At 50.1% G+C, this 16,247-nt stretch carries 11 protein-coding genes and 1 pseudogene; 2 read left to right on the top strand and 10 right to left on the bottom strand.

From position 1 onward, the window contains the following. Positions 1 to 4: 4 nt before the first annotated feature. The 10 genes and pseudogenes from trmB to rpsF form a co-directional block, all read right to left on the bottom strand. Positions 5 to 751, bottom strand: a complete 747-nt coding sequence (gene trmB, locus HMPREF0636_RS07440) for a tRNA (guanosine(46)-N7)-methyltransferase TrmB (protein ID WP_044169509.1) — start codon at positions 749 to 751, stop codon at positions 5 to 7. A 10-nt stretch (positions 752 to 761) separates the two neighbouring features. Further along, on the bottom strand, positions 762 to 1,091 hold the full coding sequence (locus HMPREF0636_RS07445) for a hypothetical protein (protein WP_044169511.1): 330 nt from the start codon (positions 1,089 to 1,091) through the stop codon (positions 762 to 764). Between the two features lie 616 nt (positions 1,092 to 1,707). Further along, positions 1,708 to 3,587: pseudogene (locus tag HMPREF0636_RS07450) on the bottom strand (GH32 C-terminal domain-containing protein). Between the two features lie 12 nt (positions 3,588 to 3,599). Continuing rightward, a complete protein-coding gene (locus HMPREF0636_RS07455; RefSeq protein WP_044169512.1) occupies positions 3,600 to 4,562 on the bottom strand; it encodes an NAD(P)-dependent oxidoreductase in 963 nt (320 codons plus the stop codon). A 363-nt stretch (positions 4,563 to 4,925) separates the two neighbouring features. Further along, entirely contained in the window at positions 4,926 to 8,165 is a 3,240-nt protein-coding gene (gene carB, locus HMPREF0636_RS07460) for a carbamoyl-phosphate synthase (glutamine-hydrolyzing) large subunit (protein WP_044169514.1), read from the bottom strand. 22 nt (positions 8,166 to 8,187) lie between these two features. Continuing rightward, positions 8,188 to 9,261 carry a glutamine-hydrolyzing carbamoyl-phosphate synthase small subunit gene (carA, locus tag HMPREF0636_RS07465; protein WP_044169516.1) on the bottom strand — a complete coding sequence of 358 codons (1,074 nt, stop codon included), beginning with the start codon at positions 9,259 to 9,261 and terminating at the stop codon, positions 8,188 to 8,190. 215 nt (positions 9,262 to 9,476) lie between these two features. Further along, complete coding sequence (argS, locus tag HMPREF0636_RS07470; protein ID WP_044169518.1) at positions 9,477 to 11,273, bottom strand: arginine--tRNA ligase; 1,797 nt, start codon at positions 11,271 to 11,273, stop codon at positions 9,477 to 9,479. A 128-nt stretch (positions 11,274 to 11,401) separates the two neighbouring features. Continuing rightward, positions 11,402 to 11,929, bottom strand: coding sequence for a 50S ribosomal protein L9 (gene rplI / locus HMPREF0636_RS07475; RefSeq protein WP_044169520.1), 528 nt, complete (start codon positions 11,927 to 11,929; stop codon positions 11,402 to 11,404). 57 nt (positions 11,930 to 11,986) lie between these two features. Further along, complete coding sequence (rpsR, locus tag HMPREF0636_RS07480; RefSeq protein WP_005468539.1) at positions 11,987 to 12,256, bottom strand: 30S ribosomal protein S18; 270 nt, start codon at positions 12,254 to 12,256, stop codon at positions 11,987 to 11,989. 23 nt (positions 12,257 to 12,279) lie between these two features. Further along, positions 12,280 to 12,609, bottom strand: coding sequence for a 30S ribosomal protein S6 (gene rpsF / locus HMPREF0636_RS07485; RefSeq protein WP_005468538.1), 330 nt, complete (start codon positions 12,607 to 12,609; stop codon positions 12,280 to 12,282). Between the two features lie 584 nt (positions 12,610 to 13,193). Between rpsF and HMPREF0636_RS08370 the strand changes: the two genes are divergently transcribed. Both HMPREF0636_RS08370 and asnS read left to right on the top strand, forming a co-directional pair. Further along, positions 13,194 to 14,408: a pseudouridine synthase gene (locus HMPREF0636_RS08370; protein WP_081748431.1), complete on the top strand. Its 1,215-nt coding sequence runs from the start codon at positions 13,194 to 13,196 to the stop codon at positions 14,406 to 14,408. A gap of 28 nt (positions 14,409 to 14,436) precedes the next feature. Next, on the top strand, positions 14,437 to 15,834 hold the full coding sequence (gene asnS, locus HMPREF0636_RS07495; RefSeq protein WP_044169523.1) for an asparagine--tRNA ligase: 1,398 nt from the start codon (positions 14,437 to 14,439) through the stop codon (positions 15,832 to 15,834). Positions 15,835 to 16,247 lie beyond the last annotated feature (413 nt).

Below are 16,247 nucleotides of genomic sequence, written 5' to 3' on the forward strand. Positions count from 1 at the left end.
ATAACTATTGTACTCTGCGGGATCTACTGAAGCTACGGTAGCTATCGGGCTCAATCTCTATATCAGGCTCTACAAATCCCCCCTCAGGCAGATGAGGGACGAAGGCAAGATACTTGATTGTGAGGCCTCGGCTAAGCCACTGGCGTTCGTAGTAGGTACGTATGCCAAGTATCTTGTCCTCGAATGCCCCATCATATAGATTGGCCGTATCGGTAATCACCGTCTGATGATTTAGTGTAACAAACGCTCGGGTATAGGTGTAGAGGAACGGGCTATCTGTCTTGAGGTGGATACGCCCACCCTCACGAAGCACCCCGAGGTAACGCTGAATAAAGCGAGAGGAGGTCAGACGCTTCGTCACCTTCTTCATCTGTGGATCTGGGAAGGTAATCCATATTTCATCGATCTCACCCTCTGCAAAGAAACTCGTTAGAGCCTCTATCTCTCCCCTTAGGAAGGCGACATTCTTCATCCCTGCCTCATGTGAGGCTTTCGCTCCCGTCCAGATGCGTGCCCCCTTGACGTCGATACCGATGAAGTTCTTCTCAGGATATAGCTCTCCCAGCCCCACGGTGTACTCACCTTTCCCGCAGCCCAGCTCTAGGACAATGGGATGATCATTCCCGAAAAACGCCTCTCGCCATCTCCCTTTTAAGGGGAACGCCTCCACCTGTAGCCGAGCAAACGGATACTGGAAGACCTGGGGGAAGGTCTCCATCTCGGCGAACTTGGCCAGCTTGTTCTTTCCCACTCGAGATCAGCTAGTCAAAGAGGTTGATGCTATCGCAGTACTCTAGTTCACCCTGCACGATGAATCGGATTTGGTCAGGCTCAAACTTCCCGACACCATCCTTCTTTGCGTTCTTGACGACATACTCGACGAGTTCATCCTCGTCTACCTCAATCGCCTCTTCACTATCTTGGTCATCCTCGTCCATATATCCACGGCTCTCATAGTAGTCGTAGATCAGGTCCACAAAGTAGACGATATCATCATCACTCAGTAGCTCCTTGAGCTCCTGGGGGATATAGTTACGGATAAACGCCACAGAGGCAGCGTCATCATATCCAATCAAATCTTCCTCTGCCATATAGATCTTGTATGGGTGTTCTACTTTTTCCTTATACAGGACAAATGCTCACCCCCAAGGGGACAAACCTCCATCCTAGGTACAAAGTTAATAAAAAGCCCTTGCTCCTTCGTCCTCCGCCTCGGCAGTATAATTGAGCGAAGACAGAGGGCAGGCAAGAACTAGAGCGACCAAAAGCACGAACTCTCTAGGGACTTCTGGGGAAAGAGCAGAATGATACACAAAGCACTCTACCCCAGTAACCTTGGGCAACTGAATACCCTCAGCCTTGAAAATGACTCACCCTTCACACTACTAGCTACCACCCCTCTTCCCTGACAATCTTATGCCCTTCTACCCTGCATCCTCATGCAGTCATCCCTTAAACCCATCAAATCACCTATCATAGGCGATGAGTGCCACCTATCATAGGTGAACACCGTCACCTATTATAGGTGATTAAGTAGGTTACGAGGGAAACTCTATGCTGAGTCTAGAGGGGAGTAAGGGTTGGTCACTGAGAAAGCGCAAACCCATTAGCCGAGCAAGGTCACCAGAGGGCTATACTTATCCCTTCGTGAGTAGCTGGACTAATGGGTCTGAGGGAGTAACAGGTATGATTCAGCAGGTACCTAAGTTACAAGGAAAGGTGATAGAGGCGAAAGTGTGTCACCTTCGTCTTGCCCCCTTCGCTGAAGAGGCGTAGTGATGTGTAGGGACTGTGTGGGAAGATCAGGTTGGTCATGGCAATGTGGCCATCCTCAACGAATAACTCAGCCAGACTTCGGTCAATGAAGAGACGTAGGCGATAGCTTCTACGCACACAGAGCTCAAGAGGTGCCCAAGTCGAGAGGGCGAAGTCATTATGATAGTTCAGCCCTTCTCTCTGCCGCCAGTCTCCACTCTCCCGCTCATGCGGAGTAGCTTTCTCCCCAAAGTCTGTGATGCCACTGCGGGTACGATCCATGACGACACGCCCTTGCTTCATGTCAAGGTACACAGGGAGGCTGTCACCCTCTTCATTGAGGAGCGTAAAGCCCACACGCTCCACAGCAGGATCAGGCGTAAACTCAAGCTCTAGCTCAAAGTCCCCAGCATAGTCTTTCATAAGATTAGAGAAAAGGACACTATCTCGTAGCATAAGGTCAGGCTGGAGGATCTGCTCTCTACGTAGAGTCGTCACTTCTCTTGCTGGTCGGCTACCCACGTAACTACGTCCAGCAGAGGAGAAGAGGAAGAGCTCCCGAGGTAGACCATTCATCCCTCGGCTCTGCTTGAAGGGCGTAACATTAGCATACTGCCAGTTACTCGTCCATGGCATCCCCAATATTCTCTCCTTGACTCCATGGAAGGTTACAAAAGCATAGTGGTCTTTCCCGAAGTCTAGCCAGCGGGCGACCTCAGGCTTGGTGTCGGGTGTGAAAGTCTCGCCATCAAACGTCCCAATAAAGTACTCTGTAGCACTACCTCCGAAAGGACAACCGGGGTTGATATTCACCAGCATCACCCATTTGCACTCCCCCGTCTCGGGCATAGGTAGCTCGAAGAAATCGGGACATTCAAACTGATTAGGCCTTGCACCATAGCCTTCACCGAAGGCACTGACGTAGTCCCACTTCTTCAGATCCTCAGATCGATAGAAGCGCATCTCCTTATCAGCAGATACAATCATATACCAAGCCTCCCTCGGAGCATACCAAAAGACCTTGGGATCCCGAAAGTCCGAAACGCCATCAAAGGGTGTGAGGATGGGATTCCCTTGGTACTTCGTATAAGTCATACCATTATCTGTGCTGTAGGCAAGGCATTGTGCTTGCCATTGCTTTCCTCCAAGGCTTCGATGAGCGGTATAGTATGCCAAGATGGCATCTTTCCCGAAGCCAGCTGTCCCCATTCGGTCAATCACTGCACTACCAGAGAAGATATGTCCTAGTGTATCTCGAGCAAGGGCTGGCTCATGCGTCTGCCAGTGAATGAGGTCACGACTCGTCGCATGCCCCCAATACATATTCCCCACTTAGATCCAAAGGGATTGTACTGATAGTAGAGGTGATACGTACCATCCTTGTAAAACATCCCATTGGGATCATTCATCCATCCGTAGGGAGGCGTATGGTGGTAGCTCGGGTGATAGTAGTCCTTCTTGCTGGTATCGAAGCTGTCAGAGAGCTGTAGGGATTGCCAAGTGATTGCCTCTTTGCCTAACCCAACGATCTCAATCTTACATTCCTCCCCTTCCGGTAAGAGGAAGGGTACGTAGTAGTCAATACTATCTACCGCCAAACGTATATCTAGGAAGGTATCTTCGGCACGATCTCCAACGAGGCGTACCAAGACCTCGGGTTGCTCCTCTTGGATAGGCAGAAGCAGGTACCGCTGTGCCTTGTATATGTGGACAAGGGTCGTACTATCGTTGGGATGCAAGAATTCCATAGGCCGAGAGGAACGGTTACAACTAGAGAAGAGTAAAGCAAGCAGGCCAAGAGTCCCTAGGACAAGGTGGAATAAGTAACGCATAGCATCTATTACCTATACGACACGGCTAATGTCCGTCCTCCCCGCTAGGAAGCGGGCGACATTCTCCAGCATCTCATGGTTCATCTTTAGGCGTGCATCCTCGGTCTGTGTCCCTACATGGGGAGTCATCACAACATTGGGAAGGGAAGAGAGCTCTGCCAGAGGGCAGTCATTATGCTCAAACACATCAAGCCCCGCAGCAGTAATAGAGCCTTGCTGTAAGGCCCGAAGAAGAGCCTCCTCATCCACCACGGCACCACGTGCCGTGTTGATGAGGATGGCATGTGCAGGCATGAGGGCAAGCTCACGCTCCCCAATGAGGTGGTGCGTCTCGGGACTGTAAGGCGTATGTAGGGAGACGACATCAGAGGCGCGTAAGAGTTCATCCAAGGAGGCATAAGTGATACCTTTCGCCTCTTCTTCCTGTGGCGAAAGACGATGACGTTTGTAATAGATAACCTTCATCCCGAAGGCTCGACAGCGCATAGCCACCGCTTCACCTATATTGCCATAGCCTACAATCCCAAGGGTCTTCTCAGCGAGAGGTAGTCCCATACGATCTGTTCTACCCATGGCAACCTTCACCCCTGGAGAGCGACGTATCATCGTATCCAGCTCCACAATCCGCCTAGAGCAGCTGAGCAGTAGAGCCATAGCTAGCTCTGCTGTGGGTGCAATAACCGAATGTGGGGTATTGGTCACCGTGATACCCCGGCTACGTGCATAGTCTATATCAATATTGTTGTACCCTACTGCATAGTTTGCTATGAGGCGGAGCTTCCCTCCACGAGCAATGAGGTCTGCTCGAACGGGGATATCAAAGACCGAACAAAGGACATCAGCCTCAGGCAAGAGCGCTGCTAGCTCCTCTTGAGTAAAATCCCGCCCATGTGGTGGGCGAATCAAAGTATGGTCACTAGGGATTCGTTCAAAGCCTTCATCTAAGGTATCGAAGGCAACCAATATCGTAGCCATGGGAATTATTATGATGTATATTGCATGTCCAAGACATTATAATCACACTCTTAATAACGGTTCAAATGTCCTACCCTCAATGCTTACTCGATTCCCTATATACCGTAATCAGCCCTCTCTCCTACATAACCTAGAGATACGGCCCTAGAGCCTCAATCACGCAGGCAAATCTCAACTCATCCCCTCTGATACACCCCTAGGCTCCCATCTCATCGGTAAACTCGCCAATTATAGGGTAGTAGTCTCCCTGCTTACACATAGGTAACTTTTCACCCATGCTTGAGAGACTTCCATTAAGTACTCGGGGATATGGGGATAAAAAAGGACTAACCTTCCCCCAGAGCAAAGGGGAATAAGAGAGGCTTAGTGGTACTCTGCCCAGCTCTTGATTTGAAGAGCTTCGAGGGGGAGTGTACAGAAGGCTGTAATGAAAGCTGAGGCTAGGCGAGCATTCGTCAGCAGGGGGATATTCAGGTCAATAGCTGCACGACGCAGACGGTAGCCGTTGGTCAGTTCGCCGGCTGTAAGATTTTTATTGATGTTCACCACCATATCAATTTTCCTTTCGTGAAGGAGTTCTAGAGCCTGAGGGTGCTTCCCTTCGTCTGTCGGCCAAAAGACCAAAGTGGAGGGGATACTATTCTCTGCGAGCATATCGTGTGTCCCCTGTGTAGCATAGAGGGTATAGCCCTTCTGGTGAAGCAGCAGAGCGGCATCGAGCATATCTACCTTCTGCTTATATCCCCCAGTGGAGAGTAGGACGGAACGCTCTGGAATCCGATAGCCCACAGAGAGCATAGACTTGAGAACAGCCTCATTAGTATCATCTCCAAGGCATCCAACTTCTCCAGTACTCATCATATCCACACCCAGTACAGGGTCAGCCTTCTGAAGGCGTGCAAAGGAGAACTGAGAGGCCTTGATACCTACGTAATCGAGATCAAAGGCACTTTTGCTCGGCTTCTCTACTTCTTCACCCAGCATGATGCGTGTAGCTAGCTCAATGAAGTTTATCTTCAGTACCTTGCTCACGAAGGGGAAGCTACGCGAGGCACGTAGGTTACACTCAATGACCTTAATTTCGTTGCCCTTGGCAAGGAACTGGATATTAAACGGCCCCGAGATGTGTAGAGCCTCTGCTATCCGACGACTAATACGCTTAATCCTGCGTACCGTCTCCACATAAAGCTTCTGCCCGGGGAACTGAATCGTCGCATCCCCTGAATGCACACCGGCGAACTCAATATGCTCGCTAATAGCATAAGCAATAATCTCTCCACGCTGTGCCACGGCATCAATCTCTACCTCCTTAGCATGCTCTATGAACTGACTCACCACAACAGGATGCTCCTTTGACACATCGGCAGCTAGCTCGAGGAAGCGATAGAGCTCCTCTTGGTTGGAGCAAACATTCATTGCTGCCCCCGAAAGGACATAGCTAGGACGCACCAGCACAGGGAATCCGACCTCCTCGATGAAACTATCAATATCAGACAGAGAGGTGAGTTCCTGCCAACGAGGCTGATCAATGCCCAGACTATCTAGCATAGCAGAGAACTTATGCCTATCCTCGGCATGGTCTATGTCCTCAGCCTGAGTACCAAGAATGGGGATATTCTGCGCATGGAGCTTTAGAGCAAGGTTATTCGGTATCTGACCGCCCGTGGAAAGGATAACACCTCGTGGAGTCTCTAGCTCAAGGATATCCAACACCCGCTCAAAGGTCAGCTCATCGAAATAGAGGCGGTCGGTGATGTCATAGTCGGTACTAACAGTCTCTGGGTTATAGTTAATCATCACTGAGTGTAGACCTTGCTTCCGGATAGTCTGTAAGGCATTCACCCCACACCAGTCAAACTCAACAGAGCTTCCTATTCGATAGGCACCTGAGCCAAGGACAACGACAGAGCGTCCATCTGCTTCGTAGGTGATGTCGCTCACTGTACCACTATAGGTCAGATAGAGGTAGTTGGTCTCAGCTGGATACTCTGCTGCAAGGGTGTCAATCTGCTTAACGACGGGGGTGACACCAAGGCTCTTACGATAGCTACGTACTGCTAGCAAGTCCCTGTCCTGCACCTTTACCCCCTCCTTGCCAAGGACAAAGCGTGCAATCTGAAAGTCTGAGAAGCCTTGACGCTTGGCACGAAGAAGTGTCTCCTTCGTCAGCTCTGTCACCTGGTTAGCACGAGAGAGTAAGTGGGAAGTATGCACGATGCTCTGCAGCTTATCGAGGAACCAGCGGTCAATCTTCGTCAGCTCGTGTATCTGATCTATGGTATAGCCTGCTCGTAGGGCTTGGCTAATAGCGAAGATACGGGTATCAGTAGGGGCACGAAGCGCACCCTCTAGCTCACTTACGGGGATTTCTTTACTTCCATTACCTACGAAGCCATGCATCCCCTGCCCAATCATGCGTAGCCCCTTCTGTATGGCTTCCTCAAAGGTACGCCCAATGGCCATGACCTCCCCTACGGATTTCATACTACTACCAAGCTCACGAGATACACCATGGAATTTTCCCAAGTCCCAGCGAGGTATCTTACACACCACATAGTCTAGGGCAGGCTCAAAGAAAGCAGGGGTAGTGCGGGTAACAGAATTCTTCAGTTCAAAGAGACCATAACCAAGCCCTAGCTTTGCCGCAACAAAAGCTAAGGGGTAGCCCGTTGCCTTGGAGGCAAGGGCGGAAGAGCGAGACAGGCGAGCATTCACCTCGATAACTCGGTAGTCCTCGCTATCAGGGTCTAGGGCATACTGCACATTGCACTCCCCTACAATCCCTATATGGCGTACGATACGGATAGCTATTTCTCTTAGCTTATGATATTCATTGTTAGTGAGTGTCTGTGAAGGAGCGATGACGATACTCTCCCCCGTATGGATACCAAGGGGATCGAAGTTCTCCATGTTACAGACTGTGATACAATTATCATAGCAGTCTCGTACAACTTCATACTCCACTTCCTTCCATCCCTTGAGGCTCTTCTCTACCAGTACTTGGGGAGAAAACGAGAAGGCTTTACTGCAGAGTTCATCTAACTCTTGCTCATTGTCACAAAAACCACTACCTAGTCCCCCCAGAGCGTAGGCTGCACGGATAATCACGGGGTAGCCTAGCTCAGCTGCAGCCCTGCGTGCATCCTCTACACACTCTACGGCATGGCTCTTGATCGTCTTGACCTCTATCTCATCAAGCTTACGAGCGAAGAGGTCTCGATCCTCTGTGTTCATGATTGCCTCCACTGGTGTACCTAGTACCTCTACACCAAACCGAGCTAACACACCACTCTGATGAAGTGCAACACCACAATTTAGCGCAGTCTGCCCTCCGAAGGCAAGGAGGATACCCTGAGGTCGCTCCTTCTCTATTACCTTCTCAATAAAGAAAGGTGTAACAGGGAGAAAGTAGATCTCATCGGCTATCCCCTCTGAAGTCTGTACCGTAGCAATATTGGGGTTTACAAGCACCGTGCGTATCCCCTCCTCTCGCATCGCTTTCAGAGCCTGAGAGCCAGAGTAGTCAAACTCCCCAGCCTCACCTATCTTTAGCGCTCCTGAGCCTAAGAGTAGTACCTTCTGTAGCTTATTCTTATCAATCATTATCTGTCGTATTTAAGGGGGATTAGATGAGACTTAAAAACTCCTCGAAGATAAACACCGTATCGGTAGGTCCACTACATGCTTCTGGGTGAAACTGAGCAGAGAAGAAAGGCAGACTTTCATGGCAGATACCTTCATTCGTGCCATCATTGAGGTTAACATACTTCTCTCTCCAGCCCTCACCTAGAGTAGAGGTATCTACGGCATACCCATGGTTCTGACTCGTGATATAGCATCTGTTGGTACCCACCTCCCGTACAGGTTGGTTATGGCTTCTATGTCCATACTTCATCTTCGTAACCTTTGCCCCAGCAGCAGCAGCGAGGAGCTGATTCCCCATGCATATACCACAGATAGGCTTCTTACGCTCGAACGCCTTACGAATGTGCTCCACTGTAACCTGACACATATTGGGATCACCTGGCCCATTGGACAGGAACAGGCCATCGAAATCTATTTGGTTAAAGTCATAGTCCCAAGGTACACGATAGAGCGTCACATCAGGACGAATCAGGTTACGAACGATATTATTCTTAGCTCCACAGTCCACGAGTACGACCTTCTTTGGACCATTCCCATAGATAGTAATCTCCTTAGGTGAAGCCTCTGCTACGAGATTACGAGCATTCGGGTCGTCGAAGGGGATATCCTCTCCATCGTTTAGTATAATCTTCCCCTTCATCGAGCCCTTTTCACGAAGAGTCTTTGCTAGCTCTCGAGTATCAATCCCTGTCAGCCCAAAGACTTTCTCTCTACGTAGCCATTCGCCGAGAGAGCACTCTGCATTCCAGTGGCTATGCTCCTCTGAGTAGTCCGAGACAACAATACCCAAGGGATGTATCTCATCACTCTCTCGGAAGTAAGCAATGCCGTTTACATCATGCTTGGGGGAAGGGACACCATAGTTCCCAACCAAGGGATAGGTCATCACCAGTATCTGTCCTCTATAGCTCGGATCAGTGAAGCTCTCCGTATAGCCTGTCATGGCTGTATTGAAGACCACCTCTCCTGCTACTGGGGCATCATAGCCAAAGGCATACCCCTCGAAACGGCTACCATCATCGAGGATCAGTGTTGCACTCTTGTAGTCTAGCATTGGGCTTGTATTTAGAAATAATGAAGGACTTTTATAGCCAAGGTCTTATAAAGAGAAAAGCCGTCTACCAAGCAGAGCTTGACATACGGCTTTCTATATCTCTGGACGCTCTCAAAGAGCGGTAACCTCAGTGTCATTGAAACGTTTATGCATGAGTGGCGGAGCTACTATACTCCGCACCTGCGCACAAAGGTAACAAAAACTCTGTATATACCCTACATACGCTCAGGCATCTCGATACCTAACAGAGTAAAACCTGAGGCAATGGTACGTGCTACCACGGAGGATAAAGCAAGACGGAAGGACTGCACTCTACCATCCTCCTCACGTAGGATGGAGAAGTCATGATAGAACTGGTTATACTCCTTCACCAAGTCATATACATAGCTTGCAATAACAGCAGGGCTAAAGCTACGAGCTGCCTCTTGTACCACCTCTGCATACTCAGCAATGAGGGCAATGAGCGACACCTCCTTCTCTGAGATCTTTAGATTGGAGGGGAGATGATCAGGGATCACAAGACCTTGCTCCTCTGCCCTACGTAGCACACTACGGATACGAGCATAGGTGTACTGGATGAAGGAGCCAGTGTTCCCATTAAAGTCAATACTTTCCTCTGGATTGAAGATCATATTCTTCTTGGGGTCTACCTTCAGGATGAAGTACTTCAGAGATCCAAGCCCAACACGGCGTGCAACCTCATGTGCCTCCTCGGGTGACATATCTTTAGCCTTACCTTGCTCATGGGCAATCTGTAAAGCGGTCTCAGTCATCTCATCCATCAGGTCATCAGCATCTACTACTGTACCCTCACGGCTCTTCATCTTCCCATTGGGTAGCTCTACCATCCCATAGCTAAAGTGGACAAGCCCCTTACCGAAGGCATAGCCTAGACGATCGAGCAGAAGTGAGAGCACCTTGAAGTGATACTCCTGCTCATTACCGACGACGTAGACCATCTTATCAATAGGATACTTGTCAAAGCGCATCTTTGCTGTACCAATATCCTGCGTGATATAGACAGAAGTACCATCTGAGCGAAGGAGTATCTTACGGTCTAGTCCTTCTGCTGTAAAGTCTGCCCACACAGAGCCATCTGGATCTTGGACAAACTTTCCTTCTTTCAGTCCGCGAAGTACCTCTTGCTTACCCAGCAAATAGGTCTCAGACTCATAGTAAATCTCATCAAAGCTTACCCCCATACGCTTGTAGGTCTCATCGAAGCCAGCGTAGACCCAAGAGTTCATCATACGCCATAGAGCCACAACCTCTGCATCCCCCTCTTCCCATCGGCGTAATAATGCACGAGCCTCTGCCATGAGAGGCGAGGCTGCTTCAGCTTCCTCCTTCGTCTTACCCTCTTGAGACATCAGGGCTGCGACCTCTGCCTTATAATGCTTATCGAAGAGGACGTAAAAGTCTCCAATCAGGTGGTCACCCTTCTTACCCGTGCTCTCGGGCGTAGCACCATTCCCCCAACGCATCCAAGCAAGCATTGACTTGCAGATATGAATACCTCGGTCGTTAACTATGTTGGTCTTGAAGACCTTGTTACCTGTTGCCTCAAGGATCTTCGAGATACTATATCCCAGCAGATTGTTACGCACATGCCCTAGGTGTAGTGGCTTGTTGGTGTTGGGAGAGGAATACTCAACCATAACGAAGGGTGCATCATCCTTTGCTCGCTGATGACCAAAGTCTTCGTCTAATCGAATGCTATTGAACTCCTCAAGCCATGCTGAGGGAGCAATCGTAAGGTTAAGAAAACCCTTGACAACTTGTATCCCTGTGACCAAAGGGGAGTGCTCCAAGAGGTATGCCCCTAGCTCCTCAGCAGTAGCCTCGGGACTCTTACGTGAGATCTTGAGCAAAGGAAAGGTAACGAGCGTCCATTGCCCCTCAAACTCTGCTCGGGTCTTCTGTAGCTGTAGCTTGCTAAGCTCTACATGTTGTCCGTAGAGCGTCTCTACGGCTGTGCTCAGCGACTGCTGTAGGGATGATATGATCGACATTTTAGTCTGTATCTATTTAAATAGGTCGTCCTCGTAAGGGAGATATAGTGAAGCGGGGACACTGTGAGGTAACATGGCCTCCAGTGTCCCCGCACTATTCACCTAAATTGCACGAGCAAATGCTCGTCTTAGTTTGCTTCTGCTTCGGTAGCTTCTTCTGCCTTTGGTTCTTCTGCAACCTTAGGTTCTTCAGCCTTCTTATCAGCCTTAGGAGCATCGGAGAGCACCTCTACGGGGATCTCGATAGCCACCTCCTTGTGCAGACGAATCGTAGCGATATAGTTACCTACCTCCTTGATCGTCTTGATGAAGATGTGCTTACGCTCGGTCTCTAGCCCTAGCTTAGCTAGCTCAGCAGCGATCTCAGCTCCTGTAACGGATCCATAGAGACTGCCTGTAGCCACGTTGGTATGGGCTGTGATGGAGAGGCGGACACCCTCGTACTTCTTCGAGCGTTCCTCTGCTTCCTTCTTAATAGCAGCGATCTTATGAGCGCGCTGACGGAGGTTCTCGGCAAGGATCTTCTTCGCAGCTTCTGTAGCGATGATAGCCTTACCTGTGGGGATTAGAAAGTTGCGACCGTAGCCGTTCTTTACTGTGACGATATCGTCCTTGTAGCCGAGTCCGACTACGTCTTCTTTCAAAATAACTTCCATTGTATTCTGTCTCCTCTGGGTTTATTCTTTAACTATTGTCTAAGGTAGTCTTACGAACTACTTAGCCATGTTGTCGGTCACGTAGGGTAGCAGAGCTAGGTGGCGAGCACGCTTTACAGCCTGTGCCACACGACGCTGAAACTTTAGGCTTGTACCCGTGATGCGACGTGGAAGGATCTTACCCTGCTCGTTGAGGAAACGCTTGAGGAACTCAGGATCCTTGTAGTCGATATACTTGATGCCAGTCTTCTTGAAGCGGCAGTACTTCTTCTTTTTACTATCTACCGTCAGCGGTGTGAGGTAGCGTACTTCTGTTGATGCAGCCATTGTTTGTGCTAGTCTTTTGTGGGTTACGCCTTGCGGCTTCTTCTCTTCTCTGCGTAAGCGTGTGCGAACTTGTCCTGACGGAACGTCAAGAAGCGCAGCACAGACTCGTCACGACGGAACTGTGTTTCCAGCGTAGCGATTGTCTCGGGCTGTGCCTTGAACTCGAGGAACTGATAGTAGCCTGTCGACTTCTTAGCTATCGAATAGGCGAGCTTCTTGAGCCCCCAGTTCTCTTCGTTCACGATCTCAGCGCCTTCGCTCTGGAGTACATCAACGAACTTTGCGACCGCTTCCTTTACCTGAGCTTCAGATAAATCGGGAGTAAGAATGAAAACGGTTTCGTAGTTATTCATTTCTCTTTCTATTTGTGAGAGTTAAAAATATCGGGTGCAAAGGTACGCAAATATCCTTCACCCTCCAAACGCCTATTCCTATGCACCTTACCTCACCCTCTACTCGCTCTCTACCGAACTTCTACCTGACCCTTCTTATCTAGAGGACAAAGCAACTCTATTTCAACGGATAAAGACCAAGCAGAGAAACCCACCCGTGGGTTTTGCTCCAAACCCATGCATGGGTCTGCTTGGAAACCCATGCATGCATTCCAAGGCGAACCCATGCATGGGGTTCTGAGCAGACCCACCATGCCCATCTAGGAGCGAGGATAACGCCTCCCCTCAAACACCCCCTTTCACCTGCAAAGCTCCCCTATACTTCACCCTTTGGATTTCCCTCTATATAAACGATATAAAGATTATTCATATCTTTGCCTAAGCTAAAAAGCGGTATGTCTGTACACGCCATGACACTCCTAGATGTGAAATCCCAGAGGGTAAGCCAAGAGTGCCACTGCAGGCTGACGCCATAGGCCAGAGGGGAACCGTGAGGTTGTCCTCAACACTCAATCTTTAGTACGTATTTAATACAGACCCAGAACATGGCAGAAGACAAAGAGTTTCTTCCCCAGCAAGAGCAAACGTCAGAGGACGGAGCCGTTCGTCGCGTACGCACACGTCGCATCCCTACCGCTTCTACCGATGGGGTGCAAGCTACTTCGCATAGCGTAGCTCCCCACTCTCGACGTAAGCGTGTGTACATCGTCTCTGACGAAGATGCACCCGCACCCAACTACGGCTCTTCACGTGGACTACGACCTGATCAAACCTACGACAGCCACACGTCTAATTACCGAGGACACAATCCCTCCAGCGAACGCTCTCTCTACGATGAACGCTATCAAGCAGAGCGATCAAGTGGGAACTATAGCTATCAGTACAACCGAACCGAGCGCACACAGCCTGGGCAAGGCTATGCTCAGCCTGGAGCAAAGAAGGCCAAGAAGGCTGGCAAGGGCATAAAGAAGGCTAAGGGCAAAAAGCAACATGCATTCACCCCACCCCCTCCTGTGAAGTACGAGGAAGTGGTAGATCCATCACAAGACCTTCGTCTTAATAAGTTCCTGGCCAACGCTGGGGTTTGCTCCCGAAGAGAGGCTGATCAGCTCATCGCCGCAGGAGAAGTCACAGTCAATGGTCAGGTCGTCACAGAGCTGGGCTCTCGGGTCACTCGCCTCGACGAAGTGGTCTACAAGGGGCAACGTGTATCAACCCAAAGCAAGATATACATCCTGCTCAACAAGCCGAAGAACTGCGTCACTACCTCCGACGACCCAGAGTGCCGTAAGACGGTCATGGACCTTGTCAAGGGGGCTTGTGACGAACGCATCTATCCCGTGGGGCGACTGGACCGTAATACCACAGGGGTCATCCTCATCACCAACGATGGAGACCTCTCTAGCAAGCTCACTCACCCCTCCTACATGAAGAAGAAAATCTATCATGTATGGCTCGATAAACCTGTAGCCATAGAGGACATGCAGCGCATCGCTGAGGGGATCGAGCTCGAGGATGGAGAGATACATGCCGATGCTATCAGCTACGTAAATGAAGAGGACCTAAGTCAGGTTGGTATCGAAATCCACTCTGGGCGTAACCGTATCGTCCGCCGTATCTTTGAGCATCTAGGCTATCGTGTGCATAAACTCGACCGTGTATACTTCGCTGGCTTAACGAAGAAGAACCTCGGGCGTGGACGCTGGCGTTACCTCACCGAGCAGGAGGTGAACAACCTCCGCATGGGCGCATTTGAATAACCCACCCATACACACCATACATTATATTATGAAACGAACAAGAATCATCGAGCTCCTCCGTGGTGAGCTAGTCGGGCAGACTGTGCTTGTCAAGGGCTGGGTACGCACCAAACGTGGAAACAAAGCCGTTAGCTTCATTGCCCTAAATGACGGCTCGATCATTCACAACCTACAGATCGTAGTTGATTTGGAGAAGTTCGATAGTGAGCTTCTCGCCAAGGTCACAACAGGTGCTAGCCTGAGTGTGACAGGGATGCTCGTTGCGTCCCAAGGGCAGGGACAAAGCGTAGAGCTACAAGCCCACGAGATCGAAGTGCTTGGTACAGCTGATCCTGCTACCTATCCACTACAGAAGAAGGGACACTCCCTAGAGTTCCTTCGGGAGATTGCCCACCTTCGCCCTCGGACAAATACCTTCGGTGCGATCTATAGGATGCGTCACCATATGGCCATGGCCATCCATACGTTCTTCCATGAGCGTGGGTACTTCTACGTCCACACCCCATTAATCACAGCTAGCGATGCCGAGGGTGCAGGGCAGATGTTCCAAGTAACTACCCTCGACCTCGATAATCTACCACGTACCGAGGATGGGGCTGTAGACTATCGGGAAGACTTCTTCGCTAGGCATACCTCACTGACCGTCTCGGGTCAGCTCGAGGGAGAGATGGCAGCTCTAGCCCTAGGAGGGATATATACCTTCGGGCCGACCTTCCGTGCTGAGAACTCAAATACCCCTCGTCACCTAGCAGAGTTCTGGATGATAGAGCCTGAGGTAGCCTTCCTAGAGATCGATGAGAACATGGACCTAGCAGAGGACTTCATCAAGTACTGCGTCCAGTGGGCACTCGACCACTGTATGGATGACCTAACCTTCCTGGCTGAGCATTTCGACAGTGAGCTCATCAGTCGCCTACGCTTTGTACTAGAGAAGCCCTTCAAGCGCATGACCTACACCGAGGGTATAGAGATCCTCGAGGCAGCTATCAAGGGTGGACGAAAGTTTGAGTTCCCCATATACTGGGGGGCAGACCTAGCAAGCGAGCACGAGCGTTACCTCGTAGAGGAGCACTTCCAGCGTCCAGTCATCGTTACCGACTACCCTAAGGAAATCAAGAGCTTCTACATGAAGCTCAACGACGATGGCAAGACCGTACGAGGCATGGATGTCCTCTTCCCAAAGATTGGGGAGATCATCGGTGGGTCAGAGCGTGAAGCAGACTTAGAGAAGCTCATGAAACGTGCTAGTGAGATGGGGGTACCCGAGAAGGACATCTGGTGGTACCTCGACTCACGTCGCTACGGTACAGCACCACACTCGGGCTTCGGACTGGGCTTTGAGCGTCTCTTGCTCTTTGTCACGGGTATGACCAATATTCGTGATGTGATCCCCTTCCCACGTACCCCTCGCAACGCAGAGTTTTAGTGAGCAAGGGCGGCTCAAACCTCTCCTTAAGAGACTCCTCGGTAAGCCAAATATACTGCTATCCCTACCCTATCAAGATATAACGTTAGATACCACCGAGGAGGTAAAATAATTACCACCTCGGTGGTAATTTTCTTAGCACCTCGGTGGTAAATAATTTACTACCGAGGTGGTGATTTTTTTACCACCGAGGTGGGTATAGCACTTACCTACTAGGTGGTGATTTTCCCCCTCATGGGTGAATACCCTAGAGCCTAGTGAACCGAACTAATCTAGCTCTCCTTATAGCTCTGACTAGACCTTGAGCTAGACCCCTTGGGTGACTCTAAGAGACCGAGTATGTCTAGGAGGGAAAGGTCAAGCCCCAAGTAGTCACTTGACTACTTGGGGCTTGACTGAAGAGAAAGTAAGAT

This window comes from Porphyromonas catoniae ATCC 51270, from assembly GCF_000565015.1.
Taxonomy (GTDB): domain Bacteria; phylum Bacteroidota; class Bacteroidia; order Bacteroidales; family Porphyromonadaceae; genus Porphyromonas; species Porphyromonas catoniae.

What these genes read in the sequence shown, in the direction of transcription:
- HMPREF0636_RS07445 (WP_044169511.1), bottom strand. Translation starts at nt 1,091, where the DNA reads ATGGCAGAGGAAGATTTGATTGGATATGATGACGCTGCCTCTGTGGCG.
- HMPREF0636_RS07455 (WP_044169512.1), bottom strand. Translation starts at nt 4,562, where the DNA reads ATGGCTACGATATTGGTTGCCTTCGATACCTTAGATGAAGGCTTTGAA.
- carB (WP_044169514.1), bottom strand. Translation starts at nt 8,165, where the DNA reads ATGATTGATAAGAATAAGCTACAGAAGGTACTACTCTTAGGCTCAGGA.
- carA (WP_044169516.1), bottom strand. Translation starts at nt 9,261, where the DNA reads ATGCTAGACTACAAGAGTGCAACACTGATCCTCGATGATGGTAGCCGT.
- argS (WP_044169518.1), bottom strand. Translation starts at nt 11,273, where the DNA reads ATGTCGATCATATCATCCCTACAGCAGTCGCTGAGCACAGCCGTAGAG.
- rplI (WP_044169520.1), bottom strand. Translation starts at nt 11,929, where the DNA reads ATGGAAGTTATTTTGAAAGAAGACGTAGTCGGACTCGGCTACAAGGAC.
- rpsR (WP_005468539.1), bottom strand. Translation starts at nt 12,256, where the DNA reads ATGGCTGCATCAACAGAAGTACGCTACCTCACACCGCTGACGGTAGAT.
- rpsF (WP_005468538.1), bottom strand. Translation starts at nt 12,609, where the DNA reads ATGAATAACTACGAAACCGTTTTCATTCTTACTCCCGATTTATCTGAA.
- HMPREF0636_RS08370 (WP_081748431.1), top strand. Translation starts at nt 13,194, where the DNA reads ATGGCAGAAGACAAAGAGTTTCTTCCCCAGCAAGAGCAAACGTCAGAG.
- asnS (WP_044169523.1), top strand. Translation starts at nt 14,437, where the DNA reads ATGAAACGAACAAGAATCATCGAGCTCCTCCGTGGTGAGCTAGTCGGG.